Raw genomic sequence first — 22,395 nt, 5'->3', positions numbered from 1 at the left:
GATTATACGGTTTTAAGGTTCAATAGAGGTCTAAAACGTAGCAATTCTGTCCAACGTAAACCAATGTATTTTCCCAAGAGCATTGATAGTACAATGACTACCAATAATATTTCTGGAAATAGAATTAGGATAGATGACAACCATTGGCTGGACAACATGAAATAGCAAAAACTTACCGCAATAAGAGTTTGAAAAAGCGTTCCTGTTGCTTTCTGGAATCCATCTTCTATAATTAAAGTAGAAAATCGTTCGGCAGATATGGTGAGGATTATGGTAGGAAAAAAGGTGAGTGCCGTTAACCAAGTAACTTCGGTCAATGAACCAATAAAAGAACCTAAGGTCATTACCAAAACCATTAATGTAAGTGAGATGACAAGTTTGGGGGTATGTAGGAGTCCCAGGTTGTTAAATGGTCTTGAAATGATACCTACGAAAAGGATTAGAAAAATGAAAAGGAGTATACCGGTAAGAAAACCAGTTTCCAATAACGCAAAAGCAATCAACACAGGAAGGAACACTCCAAAAGTCCTCAGTCCTACCACATTTCTTAGAAACGCGACCAATAGTCCACCAATGGGCAGCATTAATAAAAGTAACAAAGCTTCTATGGAGATAATGTTGTTTTCAACCAACCCCCAAAGAGAGACCATTGATATTTTACTTACTTCATCAGCGTTCATATTTAGAAAAGGTACTTTTTGTTGCTTGCTTATTTCGTAGATATAATCCAATTGAATGTTTGGAGTGTGCGCAATTAAAAATTCATCACCTGCATAAAGTTCTAGGTAATTTGAAGGTAAGTAGGCAAAATGACCGTTTAGCGCATCAAAAGGAACCCATGTATTGTTAATATGGATTTCTGCCCATGCATGTGAAGTTCTTTTGTTGGCTTCTTCTAGTATGATACCCCCTTTTATTCTTGCGGGATACCCTAGATTTCGAGCCAAAGCCACTAGTAATCTGCTTTTTCCATTGCAAGAAGCTCTATTTTGATCTAAAACCGTAACTGCATCGGTAAGGTTTATGATTGGAGCTGATGGAATCTTATTGACAAAATCAAATATGCTTTGAATTTCTTGTCTATTGTTGTTGGCGTTTTCAGATAGTTCTTTTGCTTTTTTAACAATGCGATTGTGATTGGATTGGATAAACTCACTTTCCCTTAAATACCTCTCATGAATCCCATTGGATTTATCAAAAACATTTGGTACGGCAAAAATTTTGGATTTTCCTTCAAAAGTGAATTGATAATCAATGCTTTCATATGAATTTTCCCTACCTGTAAACCAAACACCTTTCATATTATTTCCAACGGCTTGTTTTTGAAAGGTCCAATATGGTTTTTTTTCAAATTTTTCATCACTAATACGCTGATGACCATTGTTTTTTGGTAAGTAGGTTTTCAAAAAAGTCTTCTTTTCACCGGTCTTCAAAAAATATTTGTATGTGACTTGATACATTTCTTCTGCATAAAAGTCATCTATGTTTTTACTTAGTGGAATCAGCTTTACCACAAGTGAGATCATTACTAGGGCCAAGATGCTCACTATTACTGTTCTTAAGTTGAAGGGTGCGTTCATAACTATATATTTTGCTATTTTTGATATAGAACAGCTAATCCATATTTTACCCCACCCCCTCCCAAAAAGAATACTTAATGGCCAGTACTGACAACTCAGTTTGCAACCAGAAAACTTTCAATCAAATTTTTGATCTTAATTCCCAGACCCTTTGTAACTATCTGTATTATCAGTGTGGTGATATACAACAGGCTGAAGATTTGGCCCAAGAAGCTTTTATAAAACTCTGGAACAACTGTAAAAAAGTATTAGTTGAGAAAGCAAAGGCCTTTTTGTACACTGTGGCCAAGAATGCTTTTTACAATCAGGTTGCACATAAAAAAGTGGTTTTAGAATATTCCAAGATTCCCAGAAGCACCGCAGATAATGAAACTCCTGAGTATAAAATTGAGGAGAATGAATTTATGGAAAAATTACAGGGAGCAATAAATGCTTTGCCAGAAGGACAACGCGAAGTTTTCCTGCTAAACCGTATTGATAAAAAAACGTACAGAGAAATAGCAGACATGTTAGGTGTTTCCCAAAAGGCCGTGGAAAAACGTATGCACAAAGCTTTGGTTAAAATGAGAAAAACAGTTAAAAATATATAAGGGGGTAGGGTGTATGCCAATTGACCTGTTCTCTCATTGAATGTATAAAAATGTTTGAAGATAAAGACGATAGAATATTAGCCAGATGGTTGGCAGGTGAACTCACTCCTGAAGAACAGAAGGAGTTTGAAAACTCTACGGAGTTTTTAGAGTATCAGCGGATAAGCCAGGGGATGGAGCGGTTTAAAAAACCAAACTTTGATACCTCTGTCTTAAAAGATAAAGTCCTAGCTCAAATTGAAAATAAGGAATCCAAAGGCAAAGTAATCCGTCTTAAACCTTTATACTATGCAATAGGAATTGCAGCCTCTTTAGCATTGATTGTTGGTATTTTCTTTAATGAAATAAGCTATTCCACGTCTTTTGGAGAGCAATTGGCGGTTAATCTTCCAGATGGTTCTTCGGTTCAATTAAATGCTGATTCCAAACTTACCCATAATCGTTTTTTTTGGAAGAATGATAAATCGGTCAACCTTAAAGGAGAAGCTTTTTTTAAGGTAGAAAAAGGAGATGGTTTTAAAGTTGAAACTGAATCCGGAACGGTTTCAGTGCTCGGAACAGAGTTTAATGTAAGGGCACGGAGTGCAAACTTTTCATTGGCTTGTTATGAAGGTAAAGTGAAGTTTGAAACTGGTAAGCCCAATGAGGAAGCTATTTTGGAACATGGAGATGGTATAAGTTTGAATACCGCTGGCGTAATCGAAAGAGAGAAACTAAAAGAAGACTTCCCTTCTTGGACTCAAGGAACAAGTGTTTTTTCCAATGTTGTTTTGGTTGAGGTGATACAAGAGCTGGAAGCTCAATACGGAATAACTATACAACATAACCTTGCAAATGATGCTGATCGTTTTACAGGTAGTTTTGTTCACAATAACCTTGAGATAGCATTAAAGACTGTATTTGTACCTATGGGCATAGCTTATGAAGTGTCTATAGATGAGAAAACTATACTGCTTAAAACCCCATAAAGCACCCAAATGAAAAAGCTACTGTACTTATGTCTGTTATTGATTTCCATAGAAGCTTTTTCTCAACAGATGGTTACTATTGAGTATGCAGTCACTCCATTAAAAGAAGTGCTGTTGGATTTAGAATCTAAAACCACACTCACTTTTTCCTATGCGGAAGCTTCAATAGTTGATAAGACCATAACATTGTCAGGTTCCAATTTGAACGAATCTCAACTATTATCAGAACTTGCTAACCAAACAGGATTAAACTTTGAAAAAGTATCCGAAAATCAAGTTATTATAAGTGTTCCACCTACCAAGATGGATATTTGTGGGTATCTCTTTGATAGTGATACAAGCACTCCATTGCCATTTGCCACAATTTTGATTGCTGGCACAATCGTTGGAGTTACAAGTGATGAAAATGGTTTTTTTCAGCTCCAAGAAATAGAACAAGATCAGAATATTCTCATTCAATATGTGGGGTTTTCAGATAAGGTAATAAAAGCTTCTGAATATGGTGTCGATGATTGTAAAAACATCATTTTATTTCCCGAGGCACAGTCATTGCGGGAAGTAGTGGTATTGGCATATCTTACTAAAGGAATTGATAAAAATTCAGATGGATCTTTTACCTTGAATAATGCAGAGCAAGGTATTTTACCTGGTTTGGTGGAACCAGATGTTTTTCAAAGCATTCAATTGATTCCAGGGATTACCAGTTTGGATGAATCTGCTTCTGGAATACAGATTCGAGGTGGATCACCTGATCAAAATCTAATCTACTACGATGGCATTAAAATGTACAATACAGGACATTTCTTTGGAATGATCTCTGCATTCAACCCGTATGTAACAGAAAGCGCCAAGGTTTTTAAGGGAGGGGCAAGCCCAGAATATGGAGACCGTATTTCTGGAGTTATAGATATTACAACAGATGCCAATGTTCCAACTAAAACCAATGCTGGCATAGGCATTAACGGAACCCATGCCGATGGATTTTTAAAAGCTGCCCTAGGGAAGCAGGTGGCTTTAATTTTATCGGCAAGAAGGTCTTATACAGATATTTTGGAAACACCTACATATACCGCTTTGTCGGAAAAAGTATTTCAAAATACTAAAGTAGTGACAGATGTTACAGGTCAGGTCATTGAAGATGATGATGATGATTTCAGCGAAGTTTTAGGGGGAGATACATTCTTTTTCTATGATACAAGTGCCAAGTTGCTCATTCAACCTTCCAAAAATGATAACATTTCGATTAGCGGACTTTTGACCAATAATGATCTGGACTTTTCTTCTCGAGACGATGAAGATATCACGCAGGATCGATTGATTATCGAGAACAAAGGAGCAAGTTTTAATTGGAATGGCACCAAATTTGGAAAATTAAGACACTCGATAAAAGGCTACTATTCAAGTTTTGATAGCGAGTATAATAATGTAATAAGTGAGAATTTTATAGAAGAAGAGCAAAATTTTAGGAAAAATACAGTTGAAGACTATGGTTTAGATGTAAACCTTGCCTTGGAGTTCTTGCCCCAACATGAGGTAAAATTGGGATATCAGTATTCTAATTTGGATGTGTTCTTTGAATTGTTTCGTGATGAGGCAGGAGATGGTGATATTGACCCTGATGATGACGATGAAATTCCATTGCCTCCAGAAACACGCGATTTTAATGTGGAACGGAACAATACCAATCAGTCTAGCTCAGTCTATGGGGAATATATTTTTAGACCACAAAACAAAGGGCTGGTAAGTTTGGGCGTACGTGGATCTCATTATTCTTTGGTGGATAAACTTTATTTGGAACCACGGATTAACATTGAATATCCCCTTTCCCCTATTTTTCGAATTAAAGGTACTGCGGAAAGAAGGTATCAACCAGTAAGTCAATTAATTGAATTTGAAGACACTCAGCTTCGGCTGGAAAACAATATTTGGACACTTTCGGATGGAAATGAAATACCCATTTTGGAGAGTACACAGTTTTCTGGTGGATTTTTAATCGATTCAGGTGGTTGGACTTTTGATATTGATGGTTATGTAAAGAATATAAAGGGGCTTACCTCTTTTACCAATGGCTTTACCAACGCCGCTGAAGAATTATCGCAAGGTGAAAGCGATATTTTCGGTGTTGACGTATTGCTCCGTAAAAAAATTGCAAATTATAGAGTATGGTTAGGATATACCTATAATAACGTAGAGTACACTTTTGAAGAATTACAAACTAATCCTTTTCCTGGTAATAATGATGTCACCCATAATTTTAGAATATCCAATACTTTGGATGTGAAAAATTGGGAGTTGTCTTTGGGATGGACATATAGAACAGGTACACCGTTCACCCCAGTTGATAGTTTTAGCATCGTTACAGGGGATATTGATTTTGGAGCGATTAATAGTGAAAGATTGCCAAATTACCACCGATTGGATGCTTCGTTATTGTACAAGTTTGGAAATTCCAATACAAGCAATTTTCGAGGCACTTTTGGAGTGTCATTTCAAAATTTGTACAGCAGACAAATTCCAATATCTGTTTTTTATCGAGTAGATGAAAATTTGGAGACAAGTGCACAGGAGTTAAATCAAATAGAACAGTTATCCCTTGGTTTTACTCCAAATGCTACTTTAAGGTTTTTCTTTTAATATTATTTTTTCTTCAAGTGTAATATGAAAATAGCATTGAATCCGAAGAAAAGATTGCCATCTCTCGTATTAAAATTGTTTCGAGTTTGCGTAATAAAGGCATCTTCTGCAATGTTTGGCGCATTGGAAAGATGAAATTGAAGCATTAGATCTGTTAACTCCCAGTTTACACCTATTGCAAAGGGGTCAAAAGTATTTACAGACTCTAATGGATTGGCCAAATAATAGTATTCTGTTGATATTGATAAATGACCACCTATTTTATACCTACCCCCAATACCCACGGCAAAATGATTAGTTGGATCACTTATATTTCTTGAAGAATTTCTATAAATGAAAGTAGGTGATGCCTGTAGTGAGAAATTTCTAGTAAACTTACGGGCTATTAAGGCTTGTGAAGTAAATGCTAATTTATCTGAAAAACCTGTACTTGCATTAATACTTCTATTGGGATTTGTTCTAAGGCTGGCATTTTGTGCAAGCGTTATTGTAAAAGGAGAGCCTTTGCCGTTACTAACTTGCTGCACAAGCTTGTATTTAAAATAGGTGTCAAAAATTCCATCAAATGTGGTTATGCCACTACCAAAAGTAAGTCTATCTGAAAAAGCATAAGACACACCAAATCTGGTACTGATTCTATCTGCTAAAAACCCCTGAGTGCGTTGCGGAATATTCCAAAACCTTGAATTGGCTGAAATTTCCATTATTCCCTTTTTTCTTGTTTCTATGGAATGCCCTAAAGCTATTCGGGTGGTCTTAAAAGTAGCTTCTGTAAATTGTTTACTGTCCGGAAACTCTTTGTCCAGTGATTGCAATAAATCTTGTGCTATTAGAAGATTAAGTACTCCTGCACCCAAAAAAAGAAAAACAAAGGAAATTTTAGTTTTCATAAGGCTGATATTCAAATCTAAATTTTACTTGTATCGTTTTTGCAATATTTCCTGCTACAATTGGTGGTATTTTGATTTTGAAATCTGCCACTGTCAGATTTAGATTTCCTGATAAAACCAGGACATTATTTACATACTCAATCTGAGTTTTTATCTCAACTTCTTTGGTGACACCATGAATTGTTATTTTTCCTTTGACCAATTTGGTTTGTAAAGGAGGTAAACTTGTATCAAAATCCTGTATTTCCCCCTCAAATGTAGCTTTGGGATAAATGTCAGATTCAATATAGCTTTCATTAAAATGTTCTTGCATTAGTGCTTTCCTGAAAACAAATGTGCGCATCAGCATACTAATGGCCACTTCTTTACTGGATAAGTCTACTATGCTTAAAACCTGATTGTTGCTGGCTTCAATATCTTCAACAGAAGTATATGAAAAAAAAGTTATTTGCCCTTGCTTGGTGATTACACGATTTGCTTTTTGTCCAAAACAAACCTGCGAAACAAGAATTATGGCAAATAGGGTTAGTTTATTCATTGGTTTGGTTTAACAATACACAGTTCAGCAATATAGCGTCCATCAAAAAACCTTTACATATTCCTTTAAGGACCACTGTGTCTCCTTTGGTGAGTGTTTTTATTTGTTCAATTTGATTTTCTTTCATATCGCACATAATACACATATACTCTTCACCACCTTGCAATAATACAGTATATCTATTATTAAAGAAAGTAACCTCTTTGACGATACCTTCAACTTCTATTATTTTTTCGACAAAAGTTTTGTTGGCGAGTGTTTCATCAGATATAAATGAAGTTAATAAATCTGTTGAATTAATCCTTATCTCCGTTTCTGCGGTAATGGAGTTTTGGTTAGGTTCTTCATTGAATTTTACTAGAATATAGTAGACAAGGCCTAAACAAAAGGATGCTAAAAACGTTATGAAGATTTTCTTTTTTACAGTCATTGCTTACTGTATCTAGATTAATGATAACCTATTTTTATTTTAAGTGGTTGTGTTTTATTGGGCAAAGTATAAAAATAACCCATAGGAGCAATACTCGGGGAATTCCGAACTCCTATGGGTTGTCAACAACTAAACTGGAAAATCGATTTTAGACATAGCAATCTATTTCCCCGGAATCAAGCGTAGCCAAATCAATGTAATGCTCGGGCGTTATAAGGCCTCCGTATGAGCTGTCATCATCGTCATCACAACTTATATTCATTACAAGGATTAGGACTATAAGGACTTTCACAGTTATAGTTGCAATTAGTTTTAAGTTTTTCATGGGTTGATTTTTAGATATTAATTATTTGGTGAAGTATTTATCATAAGGCAGAATTTCCTTCTCCAAGTGTTGGGCTGTCGTCTTCGCCCCAATCGGATGATGTTTTCCCTTCTCCATCATAAGATATACTGGACCCTGAAGCCACGTTAGGTACAAATCCACCTGCGTCCCATATACCGGCTTCAACAGCTACAGATTCTCTAGCATTACCAGACGCACCCCATTGTACAAAGCTTCTAATGTTTTCAGCATCTCCAAAGCCGCTGTTATTAGCGTAAAGACCAAGACCACCAGCATCATCAGGTGCTTCCAGGGTTGCCGGAGAAATTACAAGAAACTCTCCTGGCGCCAAGTTTGTAGAACCACTTACCACAGTGGTCATTGCTACATCCCCAATTCTAAAATATTGACCTGGACCAAAACACATCCAGTAGGTAGATAGGTCCACGGTTTGGTTGCCGTTGTTGTACAGTTCAATTTGATCATCCACTAAATATTCCACTTCGTTAATGACAATTGATCTAATCTCAGGAGCAGTAAAAGTGTTTGATTCCCCAAAAGTGGTCGTTGTGGTCTCGGACCAATCTGTTGCACTATTTCCTTGTCCATCGTAAGCAATGCTGTTATCTGCATTTCCAACTACCATTACATATTCCCCAGCGGTCCAAATACCAGCTTCTACAGCAACATTTTCCCTTGGACTGTCTGCGGCACCCCATTGAACAAAATCGCGAATATTGGCGGCATCGCCAAAACCTAAATTGTTGGCATAAAGACCAATGCCTCCTTCAGCATTTGGCATGTCATAAGCTATGCTTAAGAAATCCCCTGGTTCTAAATTCAAATTCCCTACAACGGTTAGGTCACCTATTTTTCTATAAGTGCCAGGACCAAGGCATAAGAAATAATCACTTACATCAACAGCTATATCTCCGTTGTTATAGAGTTCAATATCGTTGTTTAAATATCCAACCTCATTCAACACAATGGAGGCAGTAGGTTCTGGCGCTGTTGTAGAATTTTCAGAACCTAAGGTGGGCGTTGTAGTTTCTGTCCAATCTGAGGCAGCATTTCCAGTGCCATCATAAGCTATACTGTTATCGGTACTGCCAACAACAGGAATAAAATCACCTGTTGTCCATATGCCGGCAGCAGCGGCAACATTTTCACGTGCACTTCCTGCATCTCCCCACTGCACAAAATCTGCAATAGTCGAGGCGCTTGTAAAATCAGTATTATTGATATAAAGGCCCAATCCACCCGCCGCAGAGGGCATGTTATAATTGATGACCAAATACTCATCTGGAGCTAAGTCGACATTGCCCTGTAATTCTAAATCGCCTATTCTTCTATAAGTTCCAGGTCCTAAACATAAGAAGTAATCACTAAGGTCTACATTCACATCACCATTGTTGAAAATTTCAACGGATCCATTTAAATAAGCAACCTCATTTAACACTACAGATGCTTGACCTGTTGGTTCCTCTGGAGGAGGTGCAGGGGCGTCATCCGGGATATCGTTAATATCGTCTTCAGAACAGCTCCATGCTGTAAGAAGTAATGCGGAAATAAATAAATACTTTTTCATTTTTGATTCTTTTTTTTAGATGTTAATTACAGCACAAATCAATTAATAAACCTTGCGTGAATCACTAAAAAGGTTTGTGAAAGGGAATTTTAGAGTTTAAAAAGGAATAAAAAAGGGATGTATAAGGACCGGCCAGTTTTCTAAATTTTAAAACTTATCTTTTATATTAGCCATAGTTGCACGGAATCTTTGAACAATGCGAAAGGACAAACTTTATTTTTTTACTTTTTTGGCAATTACTGCTGTTTTTATTTTAATTGCAGGAATTGCCGTAAAATCCTTTATTAAAGTAAGTGCCAATCAGTTTTTAGAAACCCAGCTAGAGTCCAGTAAAAGAGAAGCAAAAGAGGTAGCCAGTTTGATTGGCTTTCAATTGGCTAGCGGATTGGATAAAGACGTGGTAATTAAAAACGTCCAGGAAAGCATTGAAAATACAGATACTGAAAATGGTTTTATATGTATGTTCGACTGGTCTGGAAAGGAAATATGTCATCCGGATATTACAAGAGTTGGGCAACAGGTAAGCCCAAATCAATCTTCGGTATCTACAGTTGATGGTGATTTGACGCCTGAAGATTTTTACGATTTATTGACCAGCAAAAAGAGTTTTGGGGGAATAAGAGACTTTAATGAGGAAGAAAAAGCCTCGGAAATCATTTACTTATATCCTGTAGAAAATTCAGATTGGATTATTGGAGCACATGCCAATGTGAAAAAAATATCCAATCAAATAGACGATTTACGCAACAAGTTTTACACCATTTTTATAATCATGGGTTTTGCTATAATCCTTTGCTCTGTAATTATGGTAAGACTTATAGGAAGCTCGTATGAAAAAAGATTGGAGGTCAAAAACGAAAAGTTGGAAGATGAGGTGGTTAGTTTGGCCAAATTAAACAGGGCATTGGACAATTATCAACAAAAAGTAACTGAAAGTACTAAACCCGAGTCTAAAAAAATAAGTGCAGAAAAAGGAAAGAAGAGAATTCTTACCTATGTTAGGAATGAGCTCAAACCGATTTCTACGGATGATATAGCATATGTTTTTATGGAAAGCACTATTACTTATATTGTTTGTTTTGATGAAAGTAGATCTACCTCTAATTTGAGCTTGGATGAATTATTTTCAAATCTGGATGAATCACATTTTTACCGAGCCAATCGTCAGTTCATAGTGGCTATCTCATCAATTGGTAAGATTATAAAATATGGAAATAATCAACTAAAGATTTTAGTGGACCCCAACTCCGAGGTCGATATTATAATCAGCAAGAACAGAGCCTCAGAGTTTAAGCAATGGCTCAACTTATAGAATAAGAATTAAAACTCTTTTTTTAAAGCTTTAATATCTATTATTAACTGTGCTATGGATGATCTGTTCAATCCATTGTAAATGCCTCTAATATGCTTGTTTTTATCTATCAATAAAAAGTTTTCTGTGTGTAAAAAATCATCAACACTCTTTGGTTCGCCTAAATCATTTTCCACAAAATAATGGTCCCTGCCAAGATTGTATATCTCCACTTTATCACCTGTTGCTAAATGCCATTTATTATCTATAACATCATATTTGTTGGCATATGCTTTTAAAACAGATACGGAATCTATTGTTGGTGTTACGGAATGTGAGAGTATTAATACTTCTGAATCATCTTTAAAGGCATCCTGTATTTTAGACATATTATTGGTCATTTTAAGGCAAATGCCAGGACAACTTGTAAAAAAGAAGTCTACCACGTAAATCTTTTCGTCAAATGTTTTTTGTGTGATGGTGTCACCCAGCTGATTTGTCAATTTAAAATCTGGGATTTTGTGAAACCTCTTTTCTTCATTACTTCTAGGAGTTATCCAATGCGGGGTAAAAGTCTCATCGCCAAAATAAGGTAGGTGCTCAACTCTACTAGTCTCTTCAATCTTTATATTTTCTTTCTTGATTTCCTTTTTACAACTTATAAAGCAAACAAGTAAATAAAGACAGAAACAGTTTAGGCTGCTAATTTTTAGAAAGTACCACTTCTTCATCTTTTAGTTTATAGCATGAATTGGCACGCCTCATGCCAAAAATTCTTCCATTTTTTGCCTCATAGTTTACATACAACTTTCCATTTTTCAACCATGCCTGCTGCAAACCTATTTCTTTGCCATCTACCAAATTCCTTGATTTTGCTAATTCACCGGTCTTATACCACTTTTTCTCAATCCCTTGTATCTTACCATCAACATAGTTGGCTTTTGAAGCCAAAACACCATTATCCCACCATGCTTTGTAACTGCCTACAAGTTTGTTCTGATTGTAATGCGATTCAATTTTTAAAATCCCGTTTGGAAACCACACTTTTGCAACCCCCATTTTTTTACCCTCATAAAAACCAACTTTTTGCTGTAGCGAATCATTCATATGATATTTTACCGCATAACCAGTAAAAAGTTGGTTCTTGTAATACCAATTACCCTCGTTGCCATTTAGAACAAGACTATCCTTCGCAACTTGAACATTTGCTATAATCTTTTCTTCGCTGGCACCATTCTTTTTTGGTTCTGAATTATGCTCACAACTCAAAATACAGCTAACAAACAACAGTAAAAGTATGCTAGGAATTATCTTCATTTAGTATCCTTGATAAGGGCCCGCAAATACAATATAAGAACCGGTTGTTGAATAAATCTCGTTAATGATATGATAGTGGTATTCCTCTTCGCCATCTGTATACTGGGTAGTAGATGTATGCCCACCGGAAGAATCTAAATCTGTTGGATAGGTACCTGTTGAGTTACACTTTCGTCCATAAATAAATACACCGTCCAATAAAACTCCAACTAAATTTTCATCATCATTTGAGAAAGCAACTGGTTCTAGGTGATAGTGGTATACACCCGGACCTATATGTGCTCCGGTCCAATCTAAACTTGCCGCTGCTTGATCTAGTGCACCACCACCTTCTTGATCATTGAACAAGGAAGAACCACTAACGGCTATTCCTATTGTTCCTAATTCTGTCTGCACGGTACTGCCATCTATATCTGGAACGGCATCAACAGTTATTGTTGTTGCATTATTATTGCTGCTTATAATTGATGGAGTAAGTCTTACATCTGGTTCTTCTATATAACCGTCATTACCTTCGCCCCAATAAACGGTTTCGTGATTTGGTAGACCGGTAGTCTCTATTGTGACCGTGGTACCTCCATCAGATAAGTAGATATCAGTTGCTTCGGTATTAAAAGCTGCAAAAGCTGCGGGCAACTCAGTTAATGCTGTATCATTGGTATCAATCCCGGTGCCATCATCTGTCAATGTACCATCGGCGTCGTTTGAACAGGAGAATATTGCTATTGAAAATAGTATAGTTAAGCTTAAAATAGGATTCGTTTTCATACTACTATATTTTTTAATTATTAATTTCTATTGGGACCTCCTTGTCTTTTAGGTTTAGGAGCTTTTTTAAATTCCTCTTCGTTGATATATCCATCTTCGTTCAAATCAACTTTGTCGAAATTATTTTTTAAAGGCCCTTTAACTTCTGCCTTTGATAATTTTCCATCTTCATCTTTATCCATTTTTTCTAAAAGTTCTTCAAATGATGGAGGTTCTCTTCTATCAGAGTTTCTTTCTCGCTGCTGGGCTTTTAAATTGCAAGAAGTCAATATTCCAATAATTCCTATGGAGATTGCTAATTTTAAAGTGCTATTCTTCATAATATGATTGTTATGCTTTTTAAGTTTAGATGCTGTTGTTTTTAAAAACTTGTGCCCAGTGATGATTTTTTTCTATTCTGATTTTAAAAATCCTTCTAAATTGCACTAAGATTAACTTGATAATTTATTGGAGGACAAGCAGTTTTTAGCGGATCTTAGAGAGCAGAAACAATCCGCTTACAGTAGATTGTTAGATGATTATCAAGGCAAGGTCTTTAATACTTGTCTCTCATTTGTTCCCAACAAGGAGGATGCTGAAGATATAGCACAGGAAGTTTTTGTTGAGGTGTTTAATTCTATTAAAAAGTTTAAGGGCGACTCCAAACTTTCCACTTGGATATATAGGATTTCTGTGAACAAGAGTTTGGAATTTATAAGAAAGAAAAGCACCAAGAAGCGTTTTGGTTTTATGCAATCGATTACAGGTGGTGAAATGCCCGTAGATAAATCTTCTTATTTTACTGAATTCAATCACCCTGGGATTCAACTAGAAAACAAGGAAAAAAGTGAGCTTCTATTCAGCGCGATTAATAAGCTTCCAGAAGCACAAAAAGTGGTGTTTACATTGCATAAAGTTGATGGTATGAGCTACAAAGAAGTGAGCGAGGTTACCGAAAAAAGCGTATCCTCAATTGAGTCATTATTGTTCAGGGCAAAAAAGAATTTGCAGAAGATTTTAACAGAATATTATAAAAATGTGCCCTAAGCCGCAAGGTTGAAAAAAAAAAAACATCTAAACTATATAACATTAAAAATCATGGATGGTAAAAAAAATACACAGCAAAAAATTGATGAGGTCCTAGAAACGGTATCTCATATTGAAGCGGTGAATACTCCTCCGTTTTTTAAAGATAGAGTGCTCAATAGGTTGTCTAGCGACAATGAAGTAAATGAAGTTTCAAACGTATTGGATTGGTTTTTACCCAAATATCAAATTGCGGCGTTGGTTATTTTTGCTTTTTTAAATTTTGGGGCACTATATGTTTATAACAATAGCAATCAAATAGAGGAGATAGAGACATTTGCACAAGCCTATGGCCTTTCTAACAACGAAGATAATTCCATTTTAACTAAGTAATATGAAGAAAAATCTACTCTTAGGCCTTCTCTTACTTTTTTTGGTGGTGATGAATGGGATTCTCCTTTTTATGTTATTTCAACAGGGCCCAGATAGAAGACCCCCCGGACCTCCTGGAGATTTTATCGTTAAGGAATTGGGTTTTGATGTAAATCAAATGGAACAATTTAGAGAATTAAGTGATGGGCATATGCGTGCAATGAGAAGTATTGATGAGCAGACAAGAAGACTAAAAGATAATCTCTTTGATGGGATAGGGAATCAGCAGTTTACCGAAGAGCAAGCAGATTCAATTACCTCTATTATAGCACAATTAAGTAAAGAGAAAGAGCTAAACGTATTTAATCACTTTAAAGCAGTGGGCAAAATTTGTACTCCGCAGCAAAAGGCTAAACTAGATATGATTATATCCCAAGCATTACATCGTCATGGAAAAGGTCGAAGACCTTAAGAGATAAACAAAATTATTGCACTTAGATCTAATCGTAGCTTATAAAGCTTGGAATCTTTTTCCAAGCTTTTTTGTTGGACCACAAGTTTTTTAGAAAAGACACATCTAATATAGTATTAGGTAGTCAAGATAGTTTTTGATTGATGATTGGATTTAGGTTGTCAAGAAACCCAAGTATATTATGCTTGGGTTTTCTTTTATGAAAAAATGAGCAAGACTTACTACAGCCGACACATTTTAATAGTTTTTAGCCCGTTGCATTAGTATTAACGCTAACTTACTCTTGTAATGCGTATTACAATTTTTCGACCTAAGACTAAATTCAACCTTAAAAAATAGCTAACCAAATATGTCACAAAAGCTTATCGAGATTGCAAAGATTTCTACTCTTGAAGAAAAAAAACCAGCATACGCCTTAGTCAAAAACACCGATTTAGTCATTATAAAACACGAAACAGGAATATCTGTTTTATATGGCCGTTGCCACCACCGAGGGGCCCTTTTAGCAGATGGTCATGTAGAAGGCCAAAACCTTATTTGCGGAGTTCATGGGTGGGATTACCGGTACGACACAGGAATAAGTGAATATAATAATAACGAACAGCTTCATAAGTTTCAAGAGCATGTTGAAGGCGATTCATTGCAAGTTGATGAACATGAAATAGCAGCTTTTGAAAATGAACACCCACAACCTTTTGATAGGGATGCCTATTTAGGTACGTACGCAGACACACATCCTGAAGATACCGAACCCTATACTGGCTATATCAAGGAATTGGCCCAAAACGGCCTTAAGAATCTTGGACATCACGGGTTTTCCTCATCCATGGGTGTGGATAGAAATACCTTGCCCAAATGGAGCGATATTCAGTTTTTGCCGGCACAGCTGGCAAGCAGGCCTCTTTTAGATCATGAAGAAGTGGAAACAAAAGTGACTATTGGCCCAAAATCCAAAAAGCCACTGGTTTTGGATATACCCCTGTTTGTAAGCGATATGAGTTTTGGTGCACTATCCAGAGAAGCAAAGATTGCCCTATCTAAAGGAGCCGAGATGGCCGGAACAGGAATTTGTTCTGGAGAAGGAGGGATGTTGCCAGATGAGCAAAAAAATAACTCCAGATATTTTTATGAATTGGCCTCGGCACAGTTTGGCTTTTCTTGGGATAAGCTGGATAATGTACAAGCCTTTCATTTTAAAGGTGGGCAAGGAGCCAAAACAGGCACAGGCGGACACTTACCTGGGAATAAGGTAAGCAAAGAAATAGCCGAAGTAAGAGGATTAAAAGAGGGCGAAACCGCTATTAGCCCTGCAACCTTCCCAGATTTTCATGGAGTGAAGGATTTTAAATCCTTTGCCGAAAAAGTTAGAGAACGTACAGGAGGAATACCAATAGGGTTTAAAATTGCTGCAAGTCATATTGAAAAAGACATTCAGTTTGCATTGGATGTTGGGGTAGATTACATCATTTTAGACGGACGCGGAGGTGGAACAGGTTCAGCACCAACAATTCTTCGAGACAATATTAATGTTCCTACAATTCCTGCATTGGCAAGAGCCAGAAAGTATTTAGATAAAGTAGGAGCTACAGATGTTACACTCATTATTACCGGAGGACTGCGGATTGCAGAAGACTTTTCAAAAGCGATGATGTTGGGAGCAGATGCCATAGCTGTTTCAAATTCCGCCATTCAGGCAATAGGTTGTTTGGGTATGCGTGCGTGCGGGAGCAATAATTGCCCTGTGGGTATCGCTACACAAAAAGAAAGCCTGAGAAGTAGATTGATCATTGATTCTTCGGCCAAACAATTGCATAATTTTTTCAGCGCCACTAATGATTTAATTAAGGTAGTGGCACGTTCCTGTGGTTATGATGATGTTTCAAAATTTAATCATAATGACCTGTCTACTTTTAATAAGGATATGCATGACCTAACAGGAATCAATTATGCGGGAGTTCGCTAAATGCTAAACATATGTTTCAAATTTTCACGGGCATAGTAGCCCTATCCTCCTTACTCAGCTTTATCAATAAAAAAGTACTGAAGCTTCCAGATACTATCGGTGTCATGCTTTTAGCAATTGTAGCTTCATTATTGATTGGAGCCCTTAATTTTATTGATCATGAGGCTTTTGTCAGTGTCTGTTCGGTTATTGACGAAATTGACTTTAGAACAATTTTGTTTGATTTTCTACTGAGTTTTTTACTTTTTGCCGGTTCTATACATGTAAATCTTCACAATCTGCTCGAAGAAAAAGGTCCTGTCCTTATATATGCCTCAGTAGGGGTTTTAATCTCCACATTTCTAATTGGAACATTGTTTTATTTTGTAAGTGGTTTTTTTGGCCTGAACTTCGACTATATATATTGTCTTGTTTTTGGCTCTTTAATCTCTCCAACAGATCCTATTGCCGTTCTAGCGTTACTAAAAAAGGCAGGAGCACCAAAGGATTTAGAAATTAAGATAGTGGGCGAGTCCTTATTCAATGATGGTGTGGGAATCGTGGTTTTTATATCACTTTTATCCATAGCTACTATGTCTGGTGGCCATGGCGTTGAACCGTCACATATCTTTTTAGAATTTGCCCAAGAAGCTTTTGGAGGAATTGCCTTGGGGTTTGTCTTGGGATATATCGGTAAACTTTTTCTTAATAGAATATATGAATCACCCATTGTGGCGGTGCATATCTCCATAGCTATTGTTATGGGAGGATATTGGCTGGCTTCATTAATTCATGTTTCTGGAGCATTGGCGATGGTAGTTATGGGATTAATGATTGGTGATTATCTGCATAAATCTTGTAAAAGTGAACCATTAAAAGAAAACATGAATATATTTTGGATGGTCTTGGATGAAATTTTAAACGCTATCCTATTCGTTTTGATAGGGTTGGAAATAGTGAGCCTTGATTTTCAACTAAATTATTTAATTGCTGGACTAGTAGCAATTCCGATTGTGCTCTTTTCAAGATATATTTCTGTTTTTATTTCAAACATATTTTTGAAAAAAGAACACCGCAGCAATAAGAATAAAATGACCATATTGACCTGGGCAGGTTTACGAGGAGGAATTTCAATTGCACTTGCATTGACTTTACCAGATGGAGAATTTAGGGAGGCATTGATTTTTGTTACATATTGTGTTGTGGTTTTCTCAATTATAGTGCAAGGACTTACCATTGATAAGGTAGTGTCGAGATTACTTAAAACTAACTGATTAACTTGAAAAAATAACAACTAACTATGGCTTCTTCAAGAAAAACGATTTGGCATAAAGTATTAGATAATAAAAGGGAACTTCCAGAAGGGAGGGTTAAAACGGTAACTGCTGCCCACAAAGGAATTTGTTTGACCCATTTTAAAGGCAAGTTTTCTGCATTGGACAATAAATGTCCACACCAAGGAGGACCATTGGGTGAAGGATCTATTGAAAATGGAATGCTCCGCTGTCCATGGCATGGTTGGGATTTTGATCCTTGTACAGGCTTACCTCCAGGGGGGTATGATGACGGCATCGAGACTTTTGAAGTTAAAGAAGAAGATAATGCCATTTATGTTGGAGTAGAGGAAGAGGATGTTCATGAGGCCACTGTTTCCGATATTATGGCAGAAACTATGGTAAACTGGGGTGTAACCAAGGTTTTTGGAATGGTAGGACATTCCAATCTAGGTTTTGCCGATGCCATGAAACGTCAGGAGGAGAAAGGAAAGTTAAACTTTTACGGAATACGGCATGAAGGCGCCGCTGCTTTTGCTGCTTCTGCGTATGGAAAATTAACTGGCAAGCCTGCAGCATGTTTTTCAATCGCTGGTCCCGGAGCTACCAATATGTATACGGGGATGTGGGATGCTAAGGTAGACCGAGCGCCGCTTTTGGCGTTAACGGGTCAAGTAGCCACGCAGGTGGTGGGAACAGGAAATTTTCAAGAAGTAGATTTGGTTAGAGGATTTAGTACTGTTGCTGAATTCAATCAACGTGTACAAAGTGACAGTAAACATGCGGAATTGATGTCTTTGGCGGTAAAGAATGCTATTTTAAAGCGCGATGTTTCCCATTTGACGTTTCCTGATGAGGTTCAAGAAAGATTGGCCAAACCCAATGAAAAAGCGCAAACACCAGATAAGCGCATTACAGCTATGGAAATAGCACCTCCAAAAGAGGCCGTAAATGATGCAGTTGAATTGATAAAAAAGTCAAAACGCCCTGTAATTGTAATGGGTCATGGGGCTAGAGCACATAAAAAGGCAATTGTAAAGTTTGCAGAACGCTTAAATGCGACGGTGGTCACAACTTTTAAGGGTAAGGGTCTAATTGCTGATAATCATCGCCTTGGCGGTGGTGTTTTGGGGCGCAGTGGCACTCCCATTGCTTCTTGGTTTATGAATGAATCCGATTTATTGCTTGTTTTTGGAGCTTCATTCTCCAATCACACCGGAATAACCCCCAAAAAACCCATTATTCAGGTTGACTTTGATCCCATGGCATTAAGTAAATTTCATAAAGTTGAAGTTGCTGTTTGGGGTGAAATATCAAGAACCCTTGAAATTTTTGAAGATGAACTAAACGGAAATATAAACACCGTAGATCAAACTCCTGAAATAGCGGAGCGTTGGAAAATTTGGAAGGAAGAAAAGGCAAAACGACTTTTGGAAACTTCAAACAATGGTATTAGTTCCATTGCCGTTTTTGAAACGATGAATAAGTTGACCCCTGAAAATGCAGTGATGTGTGTAGATGTGGGTAATAATGCATATTCCTTTGGACGCTATTTTGAACCTACCAATCAAGATTTTTTAATGTCTGGTTATTTAGGCTCTATTGGGTTTGCGTTGCCCGCGGCTATTGGCGCTTGGACCGCGGTTGGAGATTCTCGCCCAGTAGTTGCCGTTGCTGGGGATGGAGGGCTATGTCAATATTTAGCTGAAATCACCACATTGGTAAAGTATAATATGCCTGTAAAGCTTATTGTTTTGAACAATCATGAACTTGGTAAAATTTCCAAAGAACAACGTGCAGGTGAATTTGATGTATGGAAAACCTCCCTTTCCAACCCAAACTTTGCTGAATTTGCGCAATCTTGTGGCGCTTGGGGTAAGCGAGTTGAAAATCAAGATGATTTAGAGGCTGCAATGAAAGCGCTTTATGCAGAGAAGGGACCAGCCGTTTTAGAGGTGCTAACGGATGTAAACCTGATTTAAGATGGAAACGGTAATAACTGCTTTTTTGACAATCTTAGCCCTGTACTTTGGTGTGGGATTGCTGTTTGGATTGTATTTTATGCTCCTAGGCGCATCAAAAATTGATTCCATAATGAGGGATAGTAAAAAGAAGGTTCGACTACTTCTTTTTCCTGGAGTAGTAGCCACATGGCCCTTTTTATTGAGAAGGCTATTTAAATCCCAAACTGCAGATTAATGGATGCCAATTTAAGAAAAAGACATAAATACAGTTGGTTGTTGCTTGCGATCATACTGCCCATTTTGTTGATTTTGATTATCAAGGATTTGAATTTTAATCAACCTGAGAACATTTCTTATGAAACCAATGGAAGTTCAAGCAATAATATGGTTGATGCCAATTTAACAAAGAGCGATGGAGCCTATATTCTTGAATTAAATGTAAAGTATCCACTTAAAAGTGCTTCATCTGTGATCTATGCTTTGAATATGAAAGGGGAGAAGGGCACAAAATTGGGGCAAATAAAGGGTATAGGTTCTTATACATTTCCTTCTGAAAAAGAAATCCAAGGAATCATAATACAGGATGTACTCAAGAATGAAGAAATACTAAAAATGGAATTCTAATGGGATTGGATTATAAACTGGTGCTTTGGAATAAGCACAAAAAAACCTATGATAAGATCATTGCTTTGGGAATGGTCTTATACTTAGTACTATTTATAGCCCTAACATTGGCGTTCAATCCGGAAACCATAGCGGAAACAATGATTATTCGGGCATTTGGCTCGTTAGCGGTCATAATGCTTCATATCATTTTGGTCATTGGCCCCTTAAGCAGGCTAAACCCTCAATTTTTACCCATTTTGTACAATCGTAGACATTTGGGAGTAAGTATGTTTTTAGCCGCTCTAATCCATGGAGTTTTTGCAATAATTCATTTTCACACATTGGGAAATGTGAACTCAATTTATGCTGTATTCACTTCCAATATGGATTATGGTTCCTTGACCAATTTCCCATTTCAAGTTTTGGGTTTTTTAGCCTTGTTAATATTGTTCTTTATGGCTTCCACAAGTCATGATTTTTTTCTGAAAAACCTTTCTCCGAATGTATGGAAAGGGCTCCATATGCTTGTTTATGTTGCTTATGCCCTGATACTTCTTCATGTTTTTTTAGGGGCATTTCAACAAGAAACATCAGTATTTACAATAGGTATTTTGGTTTTAGGGTTTATCGTGATAAGCAGTTTGCATTTAGTGGCGGCTTTTAAAGAATCTAAAGTAGATGGATTTAAGGGGGAAAAAGATACTGGAGGATGGTTGAAAGTATGTGATGTGCATGAAATTCCTGAAGACAGGGCTAAAATATTTTCCGTAGGAAAGAAACGCGTAGCGATTTTTAAGTACGATGGTAAATTATCAGCAATCCATAATGTCTGTAAGCATCAAGGTGGTCCATTGGGGGAAGGCAAGATTGTAGATGGATGTGTTACCTGTCCTTGGCATGGATATCAATATCTGCCCCATAATGGACAATCTCCTCCGCCTTTTACAGAAAAAGTGGCCACATATGAGTTACGATTGGATAATGATATGATATACATTAATCCTATCGGGTTGGAAGAAGGAACCGAAGTTGAACCAATATTGTGCTAGGACATGGAGAAAAAGGATGAATTTTATATTGGTTATGTAGATGCTGTGGGCAAGGAAACGAAGAGCTCCATTAAACGCTTTGTTCTATTTGCTTTAGGGCTACTTCTTATTGGGTCAATTTTATTTGGCTTCTTTCAGAAGGAGGCTAACAATAGCGTTTTTGATTTTGATACCCCCACAAAAATATCCGGCACTTATTATGAGGCTCCTTATCCCATGCTACGAGTTGAACTTGCAAAGAACACTTTTAAGGATGTTCTTTTGTTAGGTTTTGGGAAATTTGGTGCAAATGCTTATTTGGATGAAATCAAAAGGCATAAGGGAAACATTAATGGTAAACATTTGACCATTGAAGGAAACCTTATTTATTACAATGGGAAGACCTTGCTGCAGATTGATGATAGCCAGAAAATAAGCTTGGATAAATCAAAAAAGAAAAATTTTGTACTACCAGAATCCATGGGTAATCATGAGGTTGTTGGAGAAATAGTTGACCCTAAATGCTATTTTGGGGTAATGAAACCTGGCTATGGAAAAATACACCGTAGTTGTGCGGCTCTTTGTATTTCTGGCGGAATTCCACCTGTTCTGGCTGTTTCGGACAATAATTCCATTTCAGAATATTTTCTATTAACCGATTTGAAAGGAAACCCAATACATAAAGACATAGTACCGTATATAGGCCTTCCTTCAAAATTAAAGGGAAAGGTTGAAAAACTGGAAGATTGGTACACTATGCGCATTGATGTTTCCAAAATAGAAAAGTTAGATAAAGAATCTTCAATTTACTAG

General features: G+C 36.9%; 23 protein-coding genes. 14 read left to right on the top strand and 9 right to left on the bottom strand.

From position 1 onward, the window contains the following. Positions 1-2: 2 nt before the first annotated feature. On the bottom strand, positions 3-1,580 hold the full coding sequence (locus FVB32_RS00945) for a 7TM domain-containing protein (protein WP_147740718.1): 1,578 nt from the start codon (positions 1,578-1,580) through the stop codon (positions 3-5). Between the two features lie 77 nt (positions 1,581-1,657). Here FVB32_RS00945 and FVB32_RS00940 point away from each other — a divergent pair, with 77 nt between their 5' ends. The 3 genes from FVB32_RS00940 to FVB32_RS00930 are packed head-to-tail and all read left to right on the top strand — an operon-like array spanning position 1,658 to position 5,772. After that, the gene (locus FVB32_RS00940; RefSeq protein ID WP_147740717.1) at positions 1,658-2,170 is read left to right on the top strand and encodes an RNA polymerase sigma factor; all 513 of its coding nucleotides are present in this window, start codon (positions 1,658-1,660) and stop codon (positions 2,168-2,170) included. A 50-nt stretch (positions 2,171-2,220) separates the two neighbouring features. Then, positions 2,221-3,138 (top strand): FecR family protein, encoded by a 918-nt coding sequence (locus tag FVB32_RS00935; protein ID WP_147740716.1) that lies wholly within the window; start codon positions 2,221-2,223, stop codon positions 3,136-3,138. Between the two features lie 9 nt (positions 3,139-3,147). Further along, a complete protein-coding gene (locus FVB32_RS00930) occupies positions 3,148-5,772 on the top strand; it encodes a TonB-dependent receptor (RefSeq protein WP_147740715.1) in 2,625 nt (874 codons plus the stop codon). Between the two features lie 2 nt (positions 5,773-5,774). Here FVB32_RS00930 and FVB32_RS00925 read toward each other — a convergent pair whose 3' ends face one another. From FVB32_RS00925 to FVB32_RS00910, 4 genes are all read right to left on the bottom strand, one after another. Continuing rightward, complete coding sequence (locus FVB32_RS00925; protein ID WP_147740714.1) at positions 5,775-6,662, bottom strand: DUF5777 family beta-barrel protein; 888 nt, start codon at positions 6,660-6,662, stop codon at positions 5,775-5,777. Further along, entirely contained in the window at positions 6,652-7,200 is a 549-nt protein-coding gene (locus tag FVB32_RS00920; RefSeq protein ID WP_147740713.1) for a YceI family protein, read from the bottom strand. Before FVB32_RS00920 ends, FVB32_RS00925 begins: the two co-directional genes overlap by 11 nt. After that, on the bottom strand, positions 7,193-7,630 hold the full coding sequence (locus FVB32_RS00915; RefSeq protein WP_147740712.1) for an OB-fold protein: 438 nt from the start codon (positions 7,628-7,630) through the stop codon (positions 7,193-7,195). Before FVB32_RS00915 ends, FVB32_RS00920 begins: the two co-directional genes overlap by 8 nt. Positions 7,631-7,995: 365 nt before the next feature. Next, a complete protein-coding gene (locus FVB32_RS00910; RefSeq protein WP_147740711.1) occupies positions 7,996-9,543 on the bottom strand; it encodes a lamin tail domain-containing protein in 1,548 nt (515 codons plus the stop codon). Between the two features lie 196 nt (positions 9,544-9,739). Between FVB32_RS00910 and FVB32_RS00905 the strand changes: the two genes are divergently transcribed. Further along, positions 9,740-10,855: a LytR/AlgR family response regulator transcription factor gene (locus FVB32_RS00905; protein ID WP_147740710.1), complete on the top strand. Its 1,116-nt coding sequence runs from the start codon at positions 9,740-9,742 to the stop codon at positions 10,853-10,855. Positions 10,856-10,863: 8 nt separating this feature from the next. Here the strand turns inward: FVB32_RS00905 and FVB32_RS00900 are convergent, their stop codons facing one another. Genes FVB32_RS00900 through FVB32_RS00885 form a run of 4 tightly spaced genes read right to left on the bottom strand, consistent with a single transcriptional unit; the run spans position 10,864 to position 13,239 of the window. After that, positions 10,864-11,565 (bottom strand): SCO family protein, encoded by a 702-nt coding sequence (locus tag FVB32_RS00900; protein ID WP_147740709.1) that lies wholly within the window; start codon positions 11,563-11,565, stop codon positions 10,864-10,866. Further along, positions 11,537-12,151 carry a toxin-antitoxin system YwqK family antitoxin gene (locus tag FVB32_RS00895; protein WP_147740708.1) on the bottom strand — a complete coding sequence of 205 codons (615 nt, stop codon included), beginning with the start codon at positions 12,149-12,151 and terminating at the stop codon, positions 11,537-11,539. Before FVB32_RS00895 ends, FVB32_RS00900 begins: the two co-directional genes overlap by 29 nt. Then, entirely contained in the window at positions 12,152-12,919 is a 768-nt protein-coding gene (locus FVB32_RS00890) for a YHYH protein (RefSeq protein WP_147740707.1), read from the bottom strand. 20 nt (positions 12,920-12,939) lie between these two features. Continuing rightward, on the bottom strand, positions 12,940-13,239 hold the full coding sequence (locus tag FVB32_RS00885) for an EF-hand domain-containing protein (RefSeq protein ID WP_147740706.1): 300 nt from the start codon (positions 13,237-13,239) through the stop codon (positions 12,940-12,942). Positions 13,240-13,366: 127 nt separating this feature from the next. On the opposite strand from FVB32_RS00885, the gene FVB32_RS00880 reads away from it, so the two are divergent. The 10 genes from FVB32_RS00880 to FVB32_RS00835 all read left to right on the top strand — a co-directional run bounded on the left by FVB32_RS00880 (position 13,367) and on the right by FVB32_RS00835 (position 22,395). Beyond that, positions 13,367-13,945: an RNA polymerase sigma factor gene (locus FVB32_RS00880; protein WP_147740705.1), complete on the top strand. Its 579-nt coding sequence runs from the start codon at positions 13,367-13,369 to the stop codon at positions 13,943-13,945. Between the two features lie 51 nt (positions 13,946-13,996). Beyond that, positions 13,997-14,317 (top strand): hypothetical protein, encoded by a 321-nt coding sequence (locus FVB32_RS00875; protein WP_147740704.1) that lies wholly within the window; start codon positions 13,997-13,999, stop codon positions 14,315-14,317. Between the two features lies 1 nt (position 14,318). Beyond that, complete coding sequence (locus tag FVB32_RS00870) at positions 14,319-14,768, top strand: Spy/CpxP family protein refolding chaperone (RefSeq protein ID WP_147740703.1); 450 nt, start codon at positions 14,319-14,321, stop codon at positions 14,766-14,768. A 349-nt stretch (positions 14,769-15,117) separates the two neighbouring features. Continuing rightward, on the top strand, positions 15,118-16,731 hold the full coding sequence (locus tag FVB32_RS00865) for a glutamate synthase-related protein (RefSeq protein ID WP_147740702.1): 1,614 nt from the start codon (positions 15,118-15,120) through the stop codon (positions 16,729-16,731). A gap of 11 nt (positions 16,732-16,742) precedes the next feature. Further along, the gene (locus FVB32_RS00860) at positions 16,743-17,984 is read left to right on the top strand and encodes a cation:proton antiporter (RefSeq protein WP_147740701.1); all 1,242 of its coding nucleotides are present in this window, start codon (positions 16,743-16,745) and stop codon (positions 17,982-17,984) included. A gap of 26 nt (positions 17,985-18,010) precedes the next feature. After that, a complete protein-coding gene (locus FVB32_RS00855) occupies positions 18,011-19,966 on the top strand; it encodes a thiamine pyrophosphate-dependent enzyme (RefSeq protein ID WP_147740700.1) in 1,956 nt (651 codons plus the stop codon). Between the two features lies 1 nt (position 19,967). Continuing rightward, the gene (locus FVB32_RS00850; RefSeq protein WP_147740699.1) at positions 19,968-20,183 is read left to right on the top strand and encodes a hypothetical protein; all 216 of its coding nucleotides are present in this window, start codon (positions 19,968-19,970) and stop codon (positions 20,181-20,183) included. Continuing rightward, a complete protein-coding gene (locus FVB32_RS00845) occupies positions 20,183-20,572 on the top strand; it encodes a hypothetical protein (protein ID WP_147740698.1) in 390 nt (129 codons plus the stop codon). The genes FVB32_RS00850 and FVB32_RS00845 overlap by 1 nt, the downstream gene beginning before the upstream one ends. Then, on the top strand, positions 20,572-21,603 hold the full coding sequence (locus tag FVB32_RS00840; RefSeq protein WP_147740697.1) for a Rieske 2Fe-2S domain-containing protein: 1,032 nt from the start codon (positions 20,572-20,574) through the stop codon (positions 21,601-21,603). The genes FVB32_RS00845 and FVB32_RS00840 overlap by 1 nt, the downstream gene beginning before the upstream one ends. A 3-nt stretch (positions 21,604-21,606) precedes the next feature. Then, complete coding sequence (locus tag FVB32_RS00835; protein ID WP_147740696.1) at positions 21,607-22,395, top strand: hypothetical protein; 789 nt, start codon at positions 21,607-21,609, stop codon at positions 22,393-22,395.

Source organism: Flagellimonas hymeniacidonis, assembly GCF_008040165.1.
Lineage (GTDB): Bacteria > Bacteroidota > Bacteroidia > Flavobacteriales > Flavobacteriaceae > Flagellimonas > Flagellimonas hymeniacidonis.
This window is presented reverse-complemented; position numbering and strand designations above follow the sequence as displayed.